Source organism: Ralstonia mannitolilytica (assembly GCF_905397375.1).
In the GTDB taxonomy this organism is placed as follows: domain Bacteria; phylum Pseudomonadota; class Gammaproteobacteria; order Burkholderiales; family Burkholderiaceae; genus Ralstonia; species Ralstonia mannitolilytica.
Genome location: NZ_CAJPVG010000002.1, coordinates 473795 through 493305, shown reverse-complemented (window position 1 = coordinate 493305; position 19511 = coordinate 473795). Strand labels below are relative to the sequence as shown.

Sequence of the window (19511 nt, the reverse complement as noted above, 5' to 3'; positions counted from 1 at the left end):
CTCTGTCCGCCTAGCGCCCCACCGAGCCGAAATGGATGCGCGGATCGACAAGCACGTAGCAAACGTCCGAGATCAACCGCGCTGCCAGCCCGATCAGCGTAAACAGGTACAGCGTGCCGAGCACCACCGGATAGTCGCGCCGGACCACGGCCTCGTACGACAACAAGCCCATACCGTCGAGCGAGAACAGCTGTTCGATCAGCAGCGACCCCGTGAAGAACGCGCCGATGAACGCGGTCGGAAACCCGGTCACCAACGGCAGCAGTGCGTTGCGGAAAATGTGCTTCCACAGCACACGCCGCTCCGACAGGCCCTTGCTGCGCGCCGTCAGCACGTACTGCTTGCGGATCTCTTCGAGAAATGCGTTCTTCGTCAGCATGGTGATGACGGCAAAGCTGCCCACTACCGACGCCGTCACCGGCAGCGCGATGTGCCACAGGTAGTCCGTCACCTTGCCGAGCAGGCTCAGCTGATCCCAGTTGTCGGACGTGATGCCGCGGATCGGAAACCACTGGAAGAACGTGCCGCCGCCAAACAGCACCAGCAGCAGCACACCGAGCACGAACCCGGGGATGGCATAGCCGACCAGCACGACGATGCTGGTCACGAGGTCAAACCGGCTGCCCGCCCGGACCGCCTTCGCAATGCCGAGCGGCACCGCGATCAGGTAGGTGAGAAAGAAGGTCCACAGGCCGATCGATATCGATACCGGCAGCTTGGATTTGATCAACTCCCACACGCTGCGGTGCTGGAAGTAGCTCTCGCCCAGGTCGAATCGCGCAAAGCGCCCGAGCATCAGGAAGTAACGCTCCACGGGGCTCTTGTCGAAGCCGTACAGCGCCCGGATTTCCTTGATCTTCTCGGCGTCCACGCCACGCCGGCCGCGATAATCGAACGCGCCGCCGCCGCTGGCCTCGCTGCCGCCGCCGCGCGCTTTCATCTCCATCATCATCTGCTCGACGGGGCCGCCGGGCACGAACTGGATCACCACGAATGTGAGCGTGATCACCCCGATCAACGTCGGGATCAAAAGCAGCAGCCGTTTGATCAGGTAGGCAAACATGGCGTCACCGATGCGGTCATTGGGAGGCTTCCGGCTTGCGCCACCAGGCCGTCAGCACCCAGGTTTCCGCCGAGTAGTAGTACGGCAGGCGCTCCGGATACATCAGGTTCTTGTTGTAGGCCACGCGGTGCGATGCCGAATACCAGTGCGGAATCACATAAGACCCATGCATCAGCACACGGTCGAGCGCGCGCGAGGCGATGACGAGTTCGTCGCGAGTCTGTGCGCGCAGCACGTCGTCGATCAAGGCATCCACCGCCGGCGATTTGAGGCCGATCACGTTGTCGGAGCCTTGCTCGTCCGCCGCCGCGGAACCGAACCGGTCCTTCAGCTCATTGCCCGGGCTCTGTGAGTCGGGAAAGCGCAGCGAGATCATGTCGAAATCGAACTCTTCGAGCCGCTTCTGGTAGAGGGCAAAGTCGGTCATGCGCTGGTTGACCTGGATGCCGAGCTTTTCGAGATTGCGCGCGTAGGCTGCCATCACGCGGCTCATGGCGCCACCGTCGTCCAGCATCTCGAAGACGAAGGGCTCGCCCTTGGCGTTGCGCAACGCGCCGTCGGTATATGTCCAGCCCGCCTGGGCCAGCAGGCGGCGCGCCTGGCGCAGGTTGTCGCGCAATGAGCGTGGGGGGTCGGTGGAGGGCGGCGGCGAGAGCACGCCAAACACCTCGGGTTCGAGCTTGCTGCGCAGCGGTTCCAGCAGTGCGAGCTCGCCCTTGCCGGGCATGCCCGTGATCGAATCCGAGGCCGCGAGCTCGCTGTTGGCGAAGTAGCTGTCCAGCCGTCGATATGCGCCGTAGAACAGCTGCCGGTTGAGCCACTCGAAGTCGAGCGCAAGCCCCAGCGCCTGGCGCACCCGCAGATCCTGGAATAGCGGCCGACGCAGGTTCATCACGAACCCCTGCATGCCGGCGCCATTGCGGTGCGGGAACTCGCTCTTGATCAGCTCGCCGTTGCGGAACTTCACGCCGACGTAGCTCTTGGCCCAGTTCTTGGCACGGTATTCGACCATGGCGTCGTATTCACCGGCCTTGAACGCTTCGAGGCGGGCGGTCTCGTCCTTGTACAGCTTGTACTGGATGCGCTCGAAGTTGAACGAGCCGCGACGTACGTTCAGGTCGCGGCCCCAGTAGTTCGGGTTGCGCCGGAATGTGATGCCGCGCGACGGATCGAATCGCTCGATCACGTACGGCCCGCTTGCAATGGGGTCCTGGAAGGTCAGCTTGTCGAACGGGACATCCTTGCCGCCATCCGGGTCCTCCGCCTTGCCGCTGCCCTTGCCCCATTTGGGCGAGAACACCGGCAAGCCGCCTACGATGAGCGGCAGCTCCTTGTTCTTGCGCTTGAACTCATAGCGGATGGTGGCGGCATCGACGACCGTCACCTTCGATACGTCGGCCGTCATGCTGCGGTAGGCGGGGCTCGCGCCCTTGCCCATCAACATGTCGTAGGAGTACTTGACGTCGGACGCGCGTACCGGGTCGCCGTTGGAGAACCGCGCCTTCGGGTTGAGATGGAACGTCACCGACAGCTCGTCCGGCGCGACGTTGACGTCGTCGGCGAGCAGGCCATAGCCGCTGGCCGTCTCGTCCCAGCTTGAAATGAGCAGGCTTTCGAACACCAGCTGGTTCAGGCCCGGCGCGGACGTCCCCTTGATCGTGAACGGATTGAACTTGTCAAAACTCGTGCGCCGGTCGGGGTTACCCAGCAGCAGCATCCCGCCAATGGGTGCCTTCGGATTCAGATAGGCGAAGTTCGAAAAGCCGGCCGGATATTTCAGGTCGCCGTATTCCGCATAACCGTGTGCCGCCCAGGTTGGCGCCGCGCATGTGGCCGCCAGCAGGCAAGCCAGTGCCATCCATCGTGTGTGTGCCGCAGCGCGCACGCTCATTGCGCCCCTTGCCCCCGTTGTCCTTGCATGCGTTGATCCGATTGATCGGTGTGTAAAACAGTGTTTTGGACGATTCTAACGCCCTGCCGAGGCAATCCCGTCAAATCGGCCGGCAGGATCGTCCCGCATTGACAAGGCGGGCACAGCGTATGCACTACCGCGCAAAAGCGCAGCGGTACGGAGCTTTCCGGTATGATCGCGCCGACCCAATCACGTCGCGCCCGCAATCACGCCCGCTCCATGCCGCCGTGGCGTATCGGCGCGACGTTGCCCCACATCTGCACGGAGAAACCATGGGATTCCTCGCTGGCAAGCGCATTCTGATCACCGGCCTTCTGTCCAACCGCTCGATCGCCTACGGCATCGCCAACGCCTGCAAGCGCGAAGGCGCCGAACTGGCCTTCACCTACGTCGGTGAGCGCTTCAAAGACCGCATTACCGAATTCGCCAACGAGTTCGGCAGCAAACTGGTGTACGACTGCGACGTCGGTAGCGACGAGCAGATCGCCAAGGTGTTCGAAGACCTCGGCAAGCACTGGGGCCACTTTGACGGCCTCGTACATTCGATCGGCTTTGCGCCGCGCGAAGCGATTGCCGGCGACTTCCTCGACGGCCTGTCGCGTGAGTCGTTCCGTATCGCGCACGACATCTCGGCGTACAGCTTTCCGGCGCTGGCCAAGGCCGCACTGCCGATGCTGTCGCCCAATGCGTCTCTGCTCGCCCTGACCTACCTGGGCGCCGAGCGCGTGGTCCCGAACTACAACACGATGGGGCTGGCAAAGGCATCGCTGGAGGCCGGCGTGCGCTATCTGGCCAATTCTCTGGGGCCGAAGGGCATCCGCGCCAACGGCATTTCGGCCGGCCCGATCAAGACGCTCGCGGCGTCTGGCATCAAGGATTTCGGCAAGCTGCTCAAGTACATGGAAGACGTCGCACCGCTGCGCCGCAACGTCACCATTGAAGAAGTCGGCAACGTGGCCGCTTTCCTGCTCTCCGATCTGTCCAGCGGCGTGACGGGCGAGATCACCTACGTCGACTGCGGCTTCAACGTGACCGCCGGTGTGCCGGAGAGCGTCGGCCAGGGCTGACGCTGAACGGGCGTGCGGCCCACCTCCGTGTCACCGCACGTGAACGCACGAGCCAACGGGACCCAATCGGGTCCCGTTTTTCGTGGATGGCGACAGCCCTCTCCCGTACATAGCCGCACGTCCTCCGGGGCCAAGCCCCTCTCCCCTCTGCCATCCGCGCAACGTCACCACGTCTCCCAACCGGGCAAATCGCTCCTGATACCGGAGGCGCTCGGCATGACCCATCGCACTGCGCTGCCGCCAGGCTCCGTTGCTCACGTATCGCGGTGGGTATGGGCAACGCTGAACGCGGCTGTCACCCGCCCGTGCAAACGTCGCCCACTGCATGCAGCCCCGGCGTCATGCCCTGCCTCGTGCCAAGCAGGAAACGGCCGGCGAATATGGTGGCTTGCTCGTAGGGCGCGCGCCAAAAAGAAAACCCCGGAAGACCGCGATCTTCCGGGGTTGTTCCGCCATTGCTGGCGGAGACGGAGGGATTCGAACCCTCGATCCAGGTTTTGGCCCGGATGCTCCCTTAGCAGGGGAGTGCCTTCGACCTCTCGGCCACGTCTCCCAAACTGTCCGTCGCACGAAGGAGCCCGCGCGACGAAGCGCGTATTCTAGCCACTTCACCCCACCCGGTCAACGACAACTGCATGACAGCGGTGGGGAGCAGCAGCTCCGGGTCGCCACCCGGCAATGCTCAGGCGATTACGCCTGGTCCAGCTCGAACGCCTTGTGCAGCGCGCGCACGGCCAACTCCATGTACTTCTCGTCGATCAGCACCGAGATCTTGATCTCCGAAGTCGAGATCATCTGGATGTTGATGCCCTCTTCCGACAGCGTGCGGAACATCTTGCTGGCGATGCCCACGTGCGAGCGCATGCCCACGCCCACCACCGACACCTTCGACACCTTCGGGTCGCCGGACACGCTCGCCGCGCCAATGTGGCCTTTCACGCTGTCGTTCAGGATCGCCAGGGCGCGCTGGTATTCGCCGCGCGGCACGGTGAAGGTGAAGTCCGTCTTGCCTTCCACCGACTGGTTCTGGATGATCATGTCGACGTCGATGTTGGCGTCGGCGACCGGACCCAGGATTTGATAAGCGATGCCGGGCTTGTCCGGCACACCGATCACGGTGATCTTGGCTTCGTCGCGGGCAAAGGCGATGCCGGAAATGGCGGCGGCTTCCATGTTCGAATCTTCCTCAAAAGTAATCAGCGTGCCCGAGTTCATCTCGACGTCGAGCGGCATCAGCGGGTCGGTCAGCGACGACAGCACGCGCGTCTTCACGCGGTACTTGCCGGCAAACTCCACCGAGCGAATCTGCAGCACCTTCGAGCCCAGGCTGGCCATTTCCAGCATCTCCTCGAAGGTGATCTTGTCCAGCCGGCGAGCGTCGTCCACCACGCGCGGATCAGTGGTGTAGACACCGTCGACGTCGGTGTAGATCAGGCATTCCTCGGCTTCGAGCGCGGCGGCAACCGCCACAGCCGAGGTATCGGAACCACCACGGCCGAGCGTGGTGATGTGGCCTTCGCTGTCGATGCCCTGGAAGCCGGTGATGACGACCACGCGGCCGGCATCGAGATCGGCGCGCACGCGCTGGTCGTCGATCGACTGGATGCGGGCCTTGGTGTAGGCCGAGTCGGTCCTGACCGGCACTTGCCAGCCGGTATAGCTGCGGGCGTCAATGCCTTCGGCATGCAGCGCGATGGCCAGCAGACCCACGCTCACCTGCTCGCCCGTGGAGGCAATCATGTCCAGTTCACGCGGGTCGGGCTGGGCCGAAATCTCTTTGGCCAGACCCAGCAGGCGGTTGGTTTCGCCGGACATGGCCGACGGAACGACCACGATCTGGTGACCGGCACGATGCCATTTGGCAACGCGCTTGGCGACGTTCTTGATGCGTTCAACTGAACCCATCGACGTGCCGCCGTATTTGTGAACGATGAGAGCCATCTTGGGAAGATCGAGAGGAGGCAGTGCGGTGCAAAAGCTTTTGAAAATACAGCAAACTGCATTGATCGGCAAGCAAATCGCGCGAAGCGATGTGTCCTATCCCCCACGTAGGCCTGCCGGCAGCCAGGCAATGTCCCACGCGACACCCCGCTCCACGAGCGAGCGGTCGATGCCCAGACCCGCGGCGAAGACCAGCGTGTCGCCCGCGTACAGCAGCGGCAGCTTCGCCCGCTGCCAGGCGGGGATTCCCGCTTCCTGATAGGCCTGCTTCAGGGCGCGCGTAGGGCCGCCTGTGCGCAGCACGATGCGCTCGCCCCCTCGGCGCGGCACGAGTGAGAGCGGTCCCCGCAACGCGTGCGTCGGAATGCCGTTCGACACGGGCGAGAAAACGAGCACCCCCTTCCACGCCGCCACATCGACACGCTGCTCGGTACGCCGCGTCCCATCAAAGGGGATGACCTCGCCGGCAGCCTGTCGCGCGGGATCGACCTCGGCGCGTTCCATCCATGCCATCCCGCGGTAGCGCCTGACGCAGCGCCCGGCCGGCAGGTTGACGCACAGCGCGCCATCCTGGCGGGCCTCGACCAGTTGTGTGCGCAGATCGTCCAGCCGGCGCGCGGACAGAGCCCGCATGCCTTCCGACCCGAGCCACAGCCGCAGGGCCGCACGCTGGCGCGCGCGCGACAGCGCGGCCAGTCCTGCGACGCTGAGACCGTTCGCGGAAACGATCTGCGCGAGATCCGCCCGTGCGACTTCATCGACGAGCTCAGCCGCATGCGCGAGGTGCGCCGCGCTGCGCGCCAGTGCTTCGCGATACCCGGGAAAATGCGCGGCCATTCCCTTGAGCAGCGGCCGCAATGCATTGCGCGCGTAGCGCGTGTCATCGTTCGAGGGGTCGTCAACCCAAGTCAGCGCACGCGCGTGTGCATAGCGCTCGATCTCGCTGCGCGGCACATCGATCCAGGGGCGCAACAGCGGGAATGCGCCGGGGCGCACCATCGGCATGGCGGCGAGCCCGTCCAGGCCCGCACCGCGCATCAGCTGCAGCAGGACGGTTTCCGCCTGATCGTCCAGGTGGTGCGCCGTCAACAGAAGCGACGCGCCGGTCTCGGTGCAAAGCGTTTCCAATGCGGCATAGCGGGCCTCGCGCGCGGCTTCCTCGACGCCCTGTCCTGCACTGGCGCAGACATGGACGCGGCGCGCGTGGAACTCGACGGCGACGGCTTCGGCCATGCGGGAACAGGCGCGCTCCCAGGCGTGGGCATCGGCCTGCAGGCCGTGATTGACATGCAGCGCAACGAGCCGTACGTGCGCCCCTGCATCGCGCCACGCCGCGCACGCGTGCAGCAGCGCGGCGGAATCGCGCCCGCCCGACAGCGCAATGGCCACGGTCGGCACGCCGCCGGAAACGACAAAGGCCGCACACGCGGCAACGCGTTGTGCGACCTTGTCGACCAGCAGCGCAGACGAATCAGCGACCGTCGGTTTCCTTGAACTTGCCATAGGCCATCAGCCGTTCGTGGCGACGCGCCTGCAGTTCCGACGTCTTCATGCCCTGGAACTGGCGCAGCGACTCGGCCAGCGCGCGCTTGAGCATGGCGGCCATGGCCTTCGGATCGCGGTGGGCGCCACCCAGCGGCTCGTTGACGATCTTGTCGATCAGGCCCAGCGCCTTCAGGCGGTGCGCGGTCAGGCCCAGTGCCTCGGCGGCTTCGGGCGCCTTCTCGGCCGTCTTCCACAAGATCGACGCGCAGCCTTCCGGCGAGATCACGGCGTACGTCGCGAACTGCAGCATCAGGACCGCGTCGCCCATGGCGATGGCCAGCGCCCCGCCCGAGCCGCCCTCGCCGATGATGGTGGCGATCAGCGGCACCTTCAGGCCGGCCATCACGAACAGGTTGTGACCGATGGCTTCGGATTGGCCGCGCTCTTCTGCATCGATACCCGGGAAGGCGCCCGGCGTATCGACGAAGGTGAAGATCGGCAGGCCGAACTTGTCGGCCAGTTCCATCAGGCGCTTGGCCTTGCGATAGCCCTCGGGCTTGGACATGCCGAAGTTGCGCAGCGCGCGCTCCTTCGTGTCGCGGCCCTTCTGGTGGCCGATGACCATGCAAGCCTGGCCGTTGAAGCGCGCCAGACCGCCCACGATGGACAGGTCGTCCGCAAACGTGCGGTCACCGTGCAACTCGTGGAAGTCGGTGAAGATCTCGCGGACGTAGTCCAGCGTGTAAGGACGCTGCGGGTGCCGGGCGATCTGTGCGACCTGCCAGGGCGTCAGGTTGGCGTACAGATCCTTGGTGAGCTGCTGGCTCTTTGCGGCCAGGCGGGAGATTTCTTCAGAAATATCGACAGCGGAATCGTCTTGAACGAAACGAAGTTCTTCGATCTTCGCCTCAAGTTCTGCGATCGGCTGCTCGAACTCCAGGAAGGTTGTTTTCATGGATCTTCTGAAAGGCTCTTGAAGGCGCGCATTCTACCGGATTTTGGCCGCCCGGCGATGCGCGCCGTTTCATTGAAGTTGACAGCTCAATACGTGGTGGCCGTATCGAGGCTGCGCCACATGTACCACGTCGCCACGGTGCGCCACGGCTCCCAGTTGGCGGCCACTTCGCGCGCCTCACTGCGAGTGACGGGTTCGCCACTGAAATAGTTCTGTGAGATCGCGTTGATCAGCCCGATGTCGTCCAGCGGGAGCACGTTCGGACGCATCAGGTTGAACATGAGGAACATCTCGGCTGTCCAGCGGCCGATGCCGCGAATCTGGGTCAGCTCGGCGATGACGTCCTCGTCGTCCATCTCCGCCCACTTGGCCACGTGCACCGTACCGTTGCGGAAGTGCTCGGCCAGATCGAGGATGTACTCGGCCTTGCGCTTGGACAAGCCGCAGGCCGCGAGTTTCTCCTGCCCGGCCCGCAGGAACTGTGCAGGCACGAGTTTCGGGCACGCCATCACCACGCGCTCCCACACCGATTGCGCCGCCTTGACTGAAATCTGCTGGCCCACGATCGATCGGGCAAGCGTGACGAATGGATCGCCGCGCGATGCGAGGTGCGCCGGCCCGTACGTCGGGATGATCTTGCGCAGGATGCGGTCGCGCTTCATCAGGTCGGCGCACGCCTCTTGCCAGTACGCGGGTGGGCCCGACAGCACGACCTCGGCCGGCACGGGCACGGTTTCGTTGGTCGCGAGGGTTTCCGGCAGCGGCACCTTGGTTGCAGCGCGCTTGGCAGGACCGGCCTGCGTCACCTTGCCGGCCTTGATGGTCGTGCTTTTGGCGGCAACCGTCTTGCTCGGCGCGCCGTCGATCTTCTTGGCGGAGGCCTTCCGGGGGGCCGCCGTTTTCACGGCAGGCGCCTTCCTGGCGGCCGTGCCGCGCCCTGCGCTGGCTTTCTTGGCCACCGCGTTCATGCGCGTCTCCACTCGGTCACGCCGCCCGGCTTGTCTTCCAGGACGATGCCCGCGGCCAGCAGATCGGCGCGGATCGCGTCGGCGCGGGCAAAGTCTCGTGCGGCCTTGGCGGCGCGGCGCTCTTCGATGCGGGCTTCGACTTCAGCCGCATCCAGGCCATCGGCCGACACGCCGCCTTGCAGGAACGCGTGCGGATCGCGCCCCAGCAAACCCATCACGCCGGCCAGCGCCGCCAACTGAGTGGCCAGCTCAGGGGAGCGCGTCTTGTTGACTTCGCTCGCCAGCTCAAACAGCACCGACACCGCGACCGGCGTGTTGAAGTCATCGTTCATGGCCTCGCGGAAACGCTTGCCGTGCGGCTCGTTCCAGTCGGGCTGCGCATTGGCCGATGCGGGCACGTCCTTGAGCGCTGTATACAAGCGCGTCAATGCGTGACGGGCGTCGTCAAGGTGTGCATCGCTGTAGTTCAGATCGCTGCGATAGTGCGAGCGCAGGATGAAGAAGCGCACCACTTCCGCGTCGTACACCTTCAGCACATCGCGGATGGTGAAGAAGTTGCCCAGCGATTTCGACATCTTCTCGTCATTCACGCGCACGAAGCCGTTGTGCATCCACGTGTTGACGAAGGGCTTGCCGGTCGCGCCCTCGGACTGGGCGATCTCGTTTTCGTGGTGGGGAAACTGCAAGTCGGCGCCGCCACCGTGCAGGTCGAAATGTTCCCCGAGCAGCTCGCAGCTCATCGCCGAGCACTCGATATGCCAGCCGGGGCGGCCCTCGCCCCATGGCGAAGCCCAGCGCGATTCGGCCGGCTCGTCGGCCTTGGCGGACTTCCACAGGACGAAGTCGAGCGGATCCTGCTTGGCATCGTTGGCCGCAACCCGTTCGCCGGCGCGCAGGTCTTCGAGCGACTTGCCCGACAGCTTGCCGTAGCCGGGGAACTTGCGCACGGCGTAGTTCACGTCGCCGTCGGCGGCCTGGTAGGCAAGGCCATTCTGCTGCAGCTTGCCGATCATGCTCAGCATCTGCGGCACGTATTGCGTCGCGCGCGGCTCATGATCGGGGCGCTGCACGCCCAGCGCATCGGCGTCTTCGTGCATCGCCTCGATGAAGCGCGTGGTGAGCGCGCGCATCGTCTCGCCGTTTTCCACCGCGCGCCTGATGATCTTGTCGTCGATGTCGGTGATGTTGCGCACGTAGGTCACCTCGTAACCCGATGCACGCAACCACCGCTGCACCATGTCGAACACCACCATGACCCGCGCATGCCCGACGTGACAGTAGTCGTACACCGTCATCCCGCACACGTACATGCGCACGCGGCCAGGCTCGATGGGGACGAACGTCTGTTTCTCACGCGCAAGCGTGTTGTAGATCTTGAGTGATTCCATGAAGCGGTGTCGGGAGATTCAGCGCGCCGCGCATGCGAGATGCGCCGATGCAGGCGGACCAAATTGGAGGCAGTCGGCGCCGGTACAGCGCCCGAAAAACTAGCGGCATATCTTACCGGAACTGCGCCGACGAGTCGGGCGGCCGGCGCGCCGGCTTGCTCCCCGTCAAGCACCTTTCCCGATGCGCATGGCCGCTGCTGCGCACAAAGACGGTTTGTTAGAATGCGGCGGAGTATAACGGAACCGATTCTCATGAACAGTACGCTGCGTCTGCACGGTGCAACCCTGTGCGCTGCAACCCTGGCCTGCCTGCTTGCCGTGTCAGCCACGCCGGCCATCGCCCAGACCGCCGGCATTGCACTGCCGGCAGACCTGACGCCGAGCAACCAGCAACCGCCGCAGGTCGCACGCCAGAAGCGCATCGATGATGAACTCGCCGGCAAGCGATACGCCGAGGCGCTGGCCGAGTTGGACAAGGATGTCGCGGCGCAACCGCGCAACGCGCAGGCCCGTTTCCAGCGTGGCGTGGCGCTTGCCGGCCTGGGCCGCAGCGACGATGCCATCGTGGCATTCAGCCAGATGACGCAGGACTTCCCTGAACTGCCCGAGCCGTACATCAACCTGGCGGCGCTGTATGCCGAACGCGGCGAGCTGCTGCGTGCGCGGGACAGCCTCATCATGGCGAGCCGCGTGGCGCCCGAGAATGCGCTGGCGCAATCGAACCTCGGCGATATTTACGTCCGTCTGGCCGCCCAGTCATACCAGAACGCGATCAAGCTGAACCCGAAGAACGCCAACGCACGTGCACGCCTGGATGCGCTGCCCGACCTCCCGGGCGTGCATCCCGCTGCAGAGCCCGCTGCCGCACTGCCCGCCGCAAGCGGCGTCACCGGCAAACCGGCCAAGCGTCATTGAGGCGCGCGGCCATTCTCCTTTCCGATCCTTCCCTCTCGATCATGCTTCGTATTCGCTCTCTCTTTGCCGGGCTGGTGTGTGCGCTGGCCGTGTCCGCGGCTGCGGCAGCCGCGCCCGCGCCGCGCGTCCAGTTCAAGACGTCGATGGGCAACTTCACCGTGGAGGTCTATCCGGACAAAGCCCCCAAGACGGTCGCCAACTTCCTGCAGTACGTGAAGGATGGTTTCTACAAGGGCACGATCTTCCATCGCGTGATGGACGGTTTCATGATCCAGGGCGGCGGCTTCACGCCCGACATGAAGCAGAAGGACACCCGCCCGCCCGTCGAGATCGAATCGAAGAACGGCCTGAAGAACGACAAGTACACGATCGCCATGGCCCGCACCATGGATCCGAACTCCGCCACCGCTCAGTTCTACGTGAACGTGGTCGACAACAACATGCTGAACTACCCTGGTCAGGACGGTTACGGCTATACCGTCTTCGGCAAGGTGGTCGAGGGCACCGACACCATCGACAAGATCAAGGCCGTGGAAACCACGACCCGGTTCCCCCACCAGAATGTGCCCGTGAAGCCGATCGTCATCGAATCGGCCACCGTCGTCTCCAAGTAACGCTTTGCTCACCGAAGGAAACATCATGACCACTGTCAAGCTGCACACCAACCACGGCGACATCACGCTCGCCCTGGACGCCGAAAAGGCGCCCAAGACCGTCGCCAACTTCGTGAGCTACGTCAAGGACGGCCACTACAACAACACGGTGTTCCACCGCGTCATCAAGGGCTTCATGATCCAGGGCGGCGGCTTCGAACCGGGCAACGACATGAAACAGAAGCCCACCAAGGCCCCGATCGAGAACGAAGCCAACAACGGCCTGAAGAACGAGCGCGGCGCCATTGCCATGGCACGCACCAATGATCCGCACTCGGCCACGGCCCAGTTCTTCATCAACACGGTCGACAACGACTTCCTGAACCACACCTCGCCGACACCCCAAGGCTGGGGCTACGCCGTCTTCGGCAAGGTGACCGAAGGCATGGACGTGGTCGACAAGATTCGTGCCGTGCGCACCGGCAACCGCGGCTTCCACCAGGACGTGCCGATGGAAGACGTGATCATCGAAAGCGCCGAAGTCATCGAATGATCGACGCAGCGCACGCCTCCACGGCATCCGCGCTGAAGACACCGGTCCGGGTTTCCGGGCCGGTGTTTTTTATTTCGGATCTGCACCTGACGGCCAGCATGCCCGCCACCGCCGCCGCGTTCGAGCGCTTCATGCGCACGCGCGCACGCGAAGCACGCACGCTGGTCATACTGGGCGATTTCTTCGAGTACTGGGTCGGCGATGAAGAACTCGTCGACCCGTTCCACCAGCACATCGCCAGCCTGCTCGCCGAGCTGGCGAACGCCGGCACGCGCGTGCTGTTCATGCACGGCAATCGCGATTTCCTGCTCGGCGAGCGCTTCCTGGCGGCCGCACATGCCACGCTGCTGAGCGACCCGAGCGTTCTGGAAGTCGATGGCGAGCGCATCGCACTCGCCCATGGCGATGCGCTGTGCACCCGTGACGCGGCCTACATGCGCTTTCGCCGCTGGACGCGCAGGCGCTGGGTGCAACGGATCTTCCTGGCGATGCCGCTGCGCTGGCGGCTGAGGATCGCGCAGAAGATGCGCGCGGAGAGCGAAGCCGGCCGTGCCATGTCCGCCAACGTGGCAGGCGAACCACGCGCCGCCGCAATGATGGGCGACGTCGCGCCCGAAGCCGTCGATACGCTGTTCAAGGCCGCCGGCACCGCCACGCTGATCCACGGCCACACGCACCGCCCGCAGCTGCATCATGAACCGGCCGGCAGGCGCTGGGTGCTCTCCGATTGGGATTTCGATGCGCCGCAGCCGCGCGGCAGCTTCCTCAAATTCGACAAAGGCGCATGGACCGTCGAGCCGGTGACGGCGTCATGACCGTCACCGCCCGGCCCTACTTCAGCATCCGCTTCAGCTCGCTCGCATCGAACGGATCGTTCGGCGAGTTCTCGAGGTGCGCGCCCAGGCGGTCGAGTGCAGACAGGATCGACTCGATGCGCTCCTGCTGGAGCGCGCTGTGGTCGATCAACCGCTTGAGCGCCAGCGACACCGGATCATCGGCGTCCGGCGTGATCCCGTAGGCCGAGAACTCCTGCTTGAGCGCCGGCTGGGCCTCCTTGGGCGTATCGCGCTCGACGATGCGTGCCGGAATGCCCACGGCCGTGGCGCCCGGCGGCACCGGCTTGAGCACCACCGCATTGGAGCCAACCCGCGCGCCGTCCCCGATGACGAAGCCGCCGAGCACCTTGGCGCCCGCGCTCACCACCACGCCCTTGCCGAGCGTCGGATGCCGCTTGGCGCCCTTGTACAGGGAGGTGCCGCCCAGCGTGACGCCCTGGTAGATCGTGCAATCGTCGCCAATGTCGGCCGTCTCGCCGATCACCACGCCCGTGCCGTGATCGATGAACACGCGCCGGCCGATCGTCGCGCCAGGGTGAATCTCGATGCCGGTCAGAAAACGCCCGAGGTGCGAAAGCCACCGCCCCAGCCACTTGAAACCGCCGTTCCAACACGCATGCGCGACCCGATGGACGATGACGGCGTGCAGACCCGGATAGCAGGTCAGCACTTCCCAGCGACTGCGCGCGGCCGGGTCTCGCTCCATGATGGCGCGGATATCTTCGCGAATGCGTGTGAACATCTTGGTCGTGTGTGGATCGTTATGAAACTGCCGCGCATCGGTGTGCGCTGGGGGCAGTGTAAGGCATCCCTTACCGCGCGATGGCAAGGGTTTTAGCCCGACGGACAGACGCAGCGCGCCGCCGTGCAGGCGGCGATCAGGACGATCAGCGACAGTCGTCGGCTGCGCCCGTGGGCGGCGTGGCCGCATCGCCGCGGCGGCCCAGCATGCGCTTGGCGATCCCGCGCAGGATGTTGACCTCCTCGGTCTCCAGCTGGGTGCGGGCAAACAGACGCCGCAGGCGCGGCATCAGCTTCTTCGGCTGTGCGGGGTCGAGAAAGCCGATCTCGACGAGGCCGCGCTCGAGGTGCTCGAACATGCCGTCGATCTGCTCGGCGGTAGCCGGCTCGCCGACAAAGCCGACGCCCTCGACGCGCGTGTCGCCCGTGCCGGTGTCGGCCAGCAGCGCCATGCGCACCTCGTACGCGATCAACTGCACCGCCTGCGACAGGTTCAGCGAGGCATAGGCCGGGTTGGCAGGAATGTGCGTGACGACATGGCAGCGCTCCACCACCTCGTTTGGCAGGCCGAAGCGCTCGTTGCCAAAGACGAAGGCAACCGTCGTGTCCGGCGCGGCCAGCAAGGCGGCCACCTCGTCCGCGGCAGCGCGCGGGCCGATGCGGCGCGGGCCGAATTCACGCGGGCGCGCGGTCAGGGCGATGGTGAGCGAAGCCCCCGCCAGCGCTTCACCAATGTCCTCGACGACGCGCGCATTAGCAAGCACGTCGTCGGCGCCGCTTGCCATGGCAACGGCATCGGCATGCGAGGTGGCGTCGGCTTGGCGCGGGCGCACGAGCACGAAGCTGCCCGCATCGGCGAATCCCATCGTCTTGAGCGCACGTGCCGTCGAGCCGACATTGCCGGGGTGGCTCGTCTCCACCAGCACGAAACGGCAGCGGGCTGCGCGCTGGCGCAACGTTTCCGGGTCGGCGAGTGTGGGGTTCGGTGCGGTTTCCGGGGCGACGGAGGCGGGGTTCATATACAATACGGCCACTCTTTTGACGGCGGGCAGGATCGCGAGATTGGCCCGCCGCTCGTTCTTCTACAATTCGCTGTGTTGTTTCGCCTGCCGCCAAGGCGCGCCAGGCGCGGAGATCCGTCATGCATCCGATGCTCAATATCGCCGTCCGGGCTGCCCGCAAGGCCGGCACCATCATCAACCGCGCGTCCTTCGACGTCGATAGCCTGCGCGCCGAGCGCAAACAGCACAACGATTTCGTCACCGAAGTCGATCGCGCGGCCGAAGCCGCGATCATCGAAGTCATCAAGACAGCCTACCCCGATCACGCGATTCTAGCGGAAGAGTCCGGCCAGTCCTGGGCCGACGGCGAGACCGCCAGCGAAAACGTCTGGGTGATCGACCCGCTGGACGGCACCACCAACTTCATCCACGGCTTTCCGCAATACGGCGTGTCGATCGCGTTGATGCAGCGCGGCGTGGTCACGCAGGCCGTGGTGTATGACCCGACGCGCGACGAACTCTTCACCGCGTCCAAGGGCGCCGGCGCGTTCCTGAACAACCGCCGGATCCGCGTCACGCGCCGCGACAAGCTGGCCGACTGCCTGATCGGCACCGGCTTCCCGTATCGCGACATGGAGGGCCTGTACGACTACACGCGCCTGTTCGCCACCATGACGGAAAGCTGCAAGGGCCTGCGCCGCCCCGGCGCCGCCGCCCTGGACCTCGCATACGTGGCCTGCGGCCGCCTCGACGGCTTCTTCGAGCAGGGCCTGAGCAAGTGGGACATGGCCGCCGGCTCGCTGCTGGTCACGGAATCGGGCGGGCTGGTCGGCAACTACAGCGGTGAATCGGGCTACCTCGACCAGGGCGAAATCCTGGCCGGCAACCCGAAGGCCTTTGTGCAGATGATCAAGATCACGGCGCCGTTCTCGCGGGCGAAGGCTGAGGCCTGATCGCACGGCCATCCCTGCAGGCAGAAAAAACCCGCCCTCGCGCGGGTTTTTTCTTTCCGGCTGGAGACCGTGCGCGGCACACCGCCGGCCGAGCTTGACGATGACAAACCCACAGCGTGTGCCCGGGTTTTGCGCTGCTCGACCGTCATTCACAATGAGCGTCCTCTTTGTGCGACGCCTTGCCATGAACACTGTCCTCGACCTGCGCCACGTTCCGTCGGAGCCCATCGGCCTATTGCAGCCACATCGACGAAAGCCGGGCCACGCCCACACTGGGGCAACCCGTGCCTCGCAACACACCGGCAAAGCGATGACCTGCCGGGCCGACCGCGCGGAGGCCGCATGACGCTGCCCCGCCCCATCCGCATCGAGACCCTCCTCATCGGCCGCGCCGTCGACTACACCCGCCCCGGCTCGCGCAGCGCCATCGACAAACGCCCGGTAGCCGATGCCGTGCAGATAGGCATCAACGGCATCACCGGCGATGAGCAAGGCGACCTGCGCGTGCACGGTGGCCCGGACAAGGCGATCCACCATTACCCATTCGATCATTACGCGGCTTGGCAGGCAGACCTGGGGGCCCGGCCGCTGCTGGCGCAAGCCGGCGCCTTTGGCGAAAACTTCAGCACGATGGGTGTGACCGAGGCCGACGTCTGCGTGGGAGACCGGCTGCGCGCCGGCAACGTGGTGCTGGAGGTCTCGCAGCTGCGCCAGCCGTGCTGGAAGCTCAACGACCGTTTCGACACGCGCGACATGGCGCGCCGCGTGCAGCACACCGGCCGCACCGGCTGGTACTACCGCGTGCTGGAAGGCGGCACGCTGCGCGCGGGCGACACCCTGGAATGGCTCGAGCGCCCGTGGCCGCAGTGGCCGCTGGCGCGGGTGCTGGACGTGCTCTATCGCAACATGCTCGACCATGCTGCGTTGACCGACATGCTGGCGCTACCGCTCACGCCATCGTGGCGCAAGCTGGTGGAAGGCCGACTCGCGCGCGGCGAAGTCGAGAGCTGGGCCAAGCGGATCGATGGCCCAGCGGCCGGTTAGAACGTTTCCCAGTCGGAATCGTCTCCGGCGGCGACCAGGGGCTTCGCCTTGGCGAGACTGGCCGGCACCACCGGCGGCGCCGGTTTGTCTGCCGACGCGGCGACCGGCTTGTCGGCTGCCTTGCGCAGCACGGGCGCCTTGCGCGGAGTGAGCCGGGCCTTGGCAGCCTCGGCACTCGGTTTGGCCGGTTCGCGTTGCGTCTTCGACCCATCCTGAACGGCCGGTGCCGCTGCGGGCGCGACGGCCATCGGTTCGGCCTTCGCTGGCGCCAGCGGTGCCGCACGCAGGGCGTCTGCATTCAGGCGGAACTGCGCGACGATCTGCGTGAGGCTCGCCGCCTGTTCTTCGAGCGACTGCGCGGCCGCCGCGGCCTGCTCGACCAATGCTGCGTTCTGTTGCGTGGCGTCATCGAGCTGCGTGACCGCGTGGCTGACTTCTTCAATGCCGGAGCGCTGCTCCTGGCTCGCGGCCGTGATCTCGCCCACGATATCGGTCACGCGCTTCACGCTCGCAACGATTTCACGCATGGTCGTGCCGGCTTCTTCCACCAGCGCGCTGCCAGCCTCCACGTTGCCGACCGAATCGTCGATGAGCGCCTTGATCTCCTTGGCCGCTGCCGCGCTGCGCTGGGCGAGGCTGCGCACCTCGCCGGCCACCACGGCAAAGCCGCGGCCCTGCTCGCCCGCGCGCGCCGCTTCCACAGCGGCGTTCAATGCGAGGATGTTGGTCTGGAACGCAATGCCATCGATCACCCCGATGATGTCGACGATCTTGCGCGACGAGGCGTTGATCGAGCCCATCGTCTCCACCACGCGCGTCACCACCTCGCCACCGCGCAACGCCACGTCGGAGGCCGACGCGGCGAGCTGGTTGGCTTGCTGCGCGTTGTCGGCGTTCTGTTGCACGGTCGACATCAGCTCTTCCATGGCCGACGCGGTTTCTTCGAGCGAACTGGCCTGCTGCTCGGTGCGCGAAGACAGTTCCAGGTTGCCGCTGGCAATCTCGCGCGTGGCCGTGCCGATGGTTTCCGACGCGCCCTTGATGCGCCCGATGGTCTGCACCAGCGCGCCGCGCATGCGGCTCATGGCGTAAAGGAGGCTGTGCTGGTCATCCGGACGCGTGGCGATTTCCACGGTCAGGTCGCCCGCTGCAATGCGGTTGGCGACGTCTGCGGCATAAGCGGGATCGCCGCCCAGGGTGCGCTGCAGGCTGCGGTTGGCCACGCCCGCCAGCAGCACCAGCACCACGGCCACCGCCGCCAGCAGGCCGCCGGTCTGATACAGCGAGCGCATGAAGGCCGCATTGATGTCGTCGATGTACGCGCCGGTCGAAACGATCCAGTCCCACGGTTCATACCGCAGCACGTAGGCGAGCTTCGGCACCGGTTCCGTGCCGCCCACGCGCGGCCACACGTAACGCGTGAAGCCGCCATCCGGCTGCTTGGCCGCGTTGGTCATGTCGACGTAGATCGCGTTGCCCTGCGAATCCTTGAAATCGCTGCGCTTCTGCCCGATCAGGTTGGCCGCCACCGGGTGCATGACCACCACTTCCTGCGAGTTCGTGATCGTGAAGTAGCCGTCCTTGTCATAGCGCAGCGCCTTGAAGCGCTCCAGCGCCTGCTTCTGTGCCTCGTCCTTGGTCAGGGTGCCGGCACGTGCCAGGTCGTCGTACTGCTTGACGAGGTTGACGGCCTGCGTGGTGACGCTCACCAGGTTGTTCTTGCGCTCTTCCATGCGGATCGCGCGTGCCTGCCAGGCGTTGAATACCGAGATCAGCGTCAGCGCGATCAGGCTGAATACCAGCGGCAGCCAAAGCTTTTGGCGGAAGCTGAGCTTGTTCATTCCAGACTCTCCGGATACGGAGCACGCGCGGCATGTGCGGGCGGGCTCTTCCATGGGTTGAGGGTTCCAGAAGGACTAACGGCACGGCTGGCGCAGTTCTTGAGCGATTCGGGCGCGAGCGGCCCCACCCGCAGGTGGGCGATGACGCGTCCGGCACGCTGCAAAAGCCCGTCGCCCACCTGTGCAACAATTGCGCGATTCCAGATTCAACCCCCGGCGCGCGACCGCCCGATCGCACGCCGCGCCTCCGTCTTT

17 protein-coding genes and 1 tRNA gene are annotated in these 19511 nt (G+C 65.4%); 7 read left to right on the top strand and 11 right to left on the bottom strand.

Annotation, left to right across the window (positions count from 1 at the left end):
- Positions 1–10: 10 nt before the first annotated feature.
- On the bottom strand, positions 11–1063 hold the full coding sequence (locus KHN96_RS08010; RefSeq protein ID WP_062739251.1) for a microcin C ABC transporter permease YejB: 1053 nt from the start codon (positions 1061–1063) through the stop codon (positions 11–13).
- Between the two features lie 16 nt (positions 1064–1079).
- Positions 1080–2954: an extracellular solute-binding protein gene (locus tag KHN96_RS08005; RefSeq protein WP_115043970.1), complete on the bottom strand. Its 1875-nt coding sequence runs from the start codon at positions 2952–2954 to the stop codon at positions 1080–1082.
- 293 nt (positions 2955–3247) lie between these two features.
- On the opposite strand from KHN96_RS08005, the gene fabI reads away from it, so the two are divergent.
- Positions 3248–4042 (top strand): enoyl-ACP reductase FabI, encoded by a 795-nt coding sequence (fabI, locus tag KHN96_RS08000; RefSeq protein ID WP_045786539.1) that lies wholly within the window; start codon positions 3248–3250, stop codon positions 4040–4042.
- A gap of 459 nt (positions 4043–4501) precedes the next feature.
- Here the strand turns inward: fabI and KHN96_RS07995 are convergent.
- The 6 genes from KHN96_RS07995 to cysS form a co-directional block, all read right to left on the bottom strand.
- Positions 4502–4595 (bottom strand) — tRNA-Ser (locus KHN96_RS07995).
- Between the two features lie 137 nt (positions 4596–4732).
- Positions 4733–5983, bottom strand: a complete 1251-nt coding sequence (locus tag KHN96_RS07990) for an aspartate kinase (protein ID WP_045786538.1) — start codon at positions 5981–5983, stop codon at positions 4733–4735.
- Between the two features lie 96 nt (positions 5984–6079).
- The gene (gene tilS / locus KHN96_RS07985) at positions 6080–7486 is read right to left on the bottom strand and encodes a tRNA lysidine(34) synthetase TilS (RefSeq protein WP_062739253.1); all 1407 of its coding nucleotides are present in this window, start codon (positions 7484–7486) and stop codon (positions 6080–6082) included.
- On the bottom strand, positions 7455–8423 hold the full coding sequence (locus tag KHN96_RS07980) for an acetyl-CoA carboxylase carboxyltransferase subunit alpha (protein WP_045786536.1): 969 nt from the start codon (positions 8421–8423) through the stop codon (positions 7455–7457). Before KHN96_RS07980 ends, tilS begins: the two co-directional genes overlap by 32 nt.
- Positions 8424–8509: 86 nt before the next feature.
- Positions 8510–9391 (bottom strand): DNA-3-methyladenine glycosylase family protein, encoded by an 882-nt coding sequence (locus KHN96_RS07975; protein ID WP_045786535.1) that lies wholly within the window; start codon positions 9389–9391, stop codon positions 8510–8512.
- Positions 9388–10779, bottom strand: coding sequence for a cysteine--tRNA ligase (cysS, locus tag KHN96_RS07970; protein WP_045786534.1), 1392 nt, complete (start codon positions 10777–10779; stop codon positions 9388–9390). Before cysS ends, KHN96_RS07975 begins: the two co-directional genes overlap by 4 nt.
- 252 nt (positions 10780–11031) lie before the next feature.
- On the opposite strand from cysS, the gene KHN96_RS07965 reads away from it, so the two are divergent.
- From KHN96_RS07965 to KHN96_RS07950, 4 genes are read left to right on the top strand one after another with little or no spacing between them, the layout of a single operon-like run.
- Entirely contained in the window at positions 11032–11694 is a 663-nt protein-coding gene (locus tag KHN96_RS07965) for a tetratricopeptide repeat protein (RefSeq protein WP_045786533.1), read from the top strand.
- A 41-nt stretch (positions 11695–11735) separates the two neighbouring features.
- Positions 11736–12308 (top strand): peptidylprolyl isomerase, encoded by a 573-nt coding sequence (locus KHN96_RS07960; RefSeq protein WP_045786532.1) that lies wholly within the window; start codon positions 11736–11738, stop codon positions 12306–12308.
- Positions 12309–12333: 25 nt separating this feature from the next.
- Entirely contained in the window at positions 12334–12840 is a 507-nt protein-coding gene (locus KHN96_RS07955) for a peptidylprolyl isomerase (protein ID WP_045786531.1), read from the top strand.
- A complete protein-coding gene (locus KHN96_RS07950) occupies positions 12837–13655 on the top strand; it encodes a UDP-2,3-diacylglucosamine diphosphatase (RefSeq protein WP_062739254.1) in 819 nt (272 codons plus the stop codon). Before KHN96_RS07955 ends, KHN96_RS07950 begins: the two co-directional genes overlap by 4 nt.
- A gap of 16 nt (positions 13656–13671) precedes the next feature.
- Here the strand turns inward: KHN96_RS07950 and cysE are convergent, their stop codons facing one another.
- Together cysE and KHN96_RS07940 are read right to left on the bottom strand one after the other, a co-directional pair.
- Positions 13672–14418: a serine O-acetyltransferase gene (cysE, locus tag KHN96_RS07945; RefSeq protein ID WP_115043972.1), complete on the bottom strand. Its 747-nt coding sequence runs from the start codon at positions 14416–14418 to the stop codon at positions 13672–13674.
- A 145-nt stretch (positions 14419–14563) separates the two neighbouring features.
- Positions 14564–15436 (bottom strand): RNA methyltransferase, encoded by an 873-nt coding sequence (locus KHN96_RS07940; RefSeq protein ID WP_045786528.1) that lies wholly within the window; start codon positions 15434–15436, stop codon positions 14564–14566.
- Positions 15437–15558: 122 nt separating this feature from the next.
- On the opposite strand from KHN96_RS07940, the gene KHN96_RS07935 reads away from it, so the two are divergent.
- Together KHN96_RS07935 and KHN96_RS07930 are read left to right on the top strand one after the other, a co-directional pair.
- A complete protein-coding gene (locus KHN96_RS07935) occupies positions 15559–16371 on the top strand; it encodes an inositol monophosphatase family protein (protein ID WP_045786527.1) in 813 nt (270 codons plus the stop codon).
- Between the two features lie 342 nt (positions 16372–16713).
- Positions 16714–17415 carry an MOSC domain-containing protein gene (locus KHN96_RS07930; protein WP_045786526.1) on the top strand — a complete coding sequence of 234 codons (702 nt, stop codon included), beginning with the start codon at positions 16714–16716 and terminating at the stop codon, positions 17413–17415.
- On the opposite strand, the gene KHN96_RS07925 is transcribed toward KHN96_RS07930, so the two are convergent.
- Positions 17412–19256 carry a methyl-accepting chemotaxis protein gene (locus KHN96_RS07925; protein ID WP_062739255.1) on the bottom strand — a complete coding sequence of 615 codons (1845 nt, stop codon included), beginning with the start codon at positions 19254–19256 and terminating at the stop codon, positions 17412–17414. The genes KHN96_RS07930 and KHN96_RS07925 overlap by 4 nt on opposite strands.
- Positions 19257–19511: the final 255 nt, after the last annotated feature.

Excerpts from the sequence above, each read along its gene's own strand:
- KHN96_RS08010 (WP_062739251.1), bottom strand. The coding sequence starts at position 1,063 with ATGTTTGCCTACCTGATCAAACGGCTGCTGCTTTTGATCCCGACGTTG.
- KHN96_RS08005 (WP_115043970.1), bottom strand. The coding sequence starts at position 2,954 with ATGAGCGTGCGCGCTGCGGCACACACACGATGGATGGCACTGGCTTGC.
- fabI (WP_045786539.1), top strand. The coding sequence starts at position 3,248 with ATGGGATTCCTCGCTGGCAAGCGCATTCTGATCACCGGCCTTCTGTCC.
- KHN96_RS07990 (WP_045786538.1), bottom strand. The coding sequence starts at position 5,983 with ATGGCTCTCATCGTTCACAAATACGGCGGCACGTCGATGGGTTCAGTT.
- tilS (WP_062739253.1), bottom strand. The coding sequence starts at position 7,486 with ATGGCAAGTTCAAGGAAACCGACGGTCGCTGATTCGTCTGCGCTGCTG.
- KHN96_RS07980 (WP_045786536.1), bottom strand. The coding sequence starts at position 8,423 with ATGAAAACAACCTTCCTGGAGTTCGAGCAGCCGATCGCAGAACTTGAG.
- KHN96_RS07975 (WP_045786535.1), bottom strand. The coding sequence starts at position 9,391 with ATGAACGCGGTGGCCAAGAAAGCCAGCGCAGGGCGCGGCACGGCCGCC.
- cysS (WP_045786534.1), bottom strand. The coding sequence starts at position 10,779 with ATGGAATCACTCAAGATCTACAACACGCTTGCGCGTGAGAAACAGACG.
- KHN96_RS07965 (WP_045786533.1), top strand. The coding sequence starts at position 11,032 with ATGAACAGTACGCTGCGTCTGCACGGTGCAACCCTGTGCGCTGCAACC.
- KHN96_RS07960 (WP_045786532.1), top strand. The coding sequence starts at position 11,736 with ATGCTTCGTATTCGCTCTCTCTTTGCCGGGCTGGTGTGTGCGCTGGCC.
- KHN96_RS07955 (WP_045786531.1), top strand. The coding sequence starts at position 12,334 with ATGACCACTGTCAAGCTGCACACCAACCACGGCGACATCACGCTCGCC.
- KHN96_RS07950 (WP_062739254.1), top strand. The coding sequence starts at position 12,837 with ATGATCGACGCAGCGCACGCCTCCACGGCATCCGCGCTGAAGACACCG.
- cysE (WP_115043972.1), bottom strand. The coding sequence starts at position 14,418 with ATGTTCACACGCATTCGCGAAGATATCCGCGCCATCATGGAGCGAGAC.
- KHN96_RS07940 (WP_045786528.1), bottom strand. The coding sequence starts at position 15,436 with ATGAACCCCGCCTCCGTCGCCCCGGAAACCGCACCGAACCCCACACTC.
- KHN96_RS07935 (WP_045786527.1), top strand. The coding sequence starts at position 15,559 with ATGCATCCGATGCTCAATATCGCCGTCCGGGCTGCCCGCAAGGCCGGC.
- KHN96_RS07930 (WP_045786526.1), top strand. The coding sequence starts at position 16,714 with ATGACGCTGCCCCGCCCCATCCGCATCGAGACCCTCCTCATCGGCCGC.
- KHN96_RS07925 (WP_062739255.1), bottom strand. The coding sequence starts at position 19,256 with ATGAACAAGCTCAGCTTCCGCCAAAAGCTTTGGCTGCCGCTGGTATTC.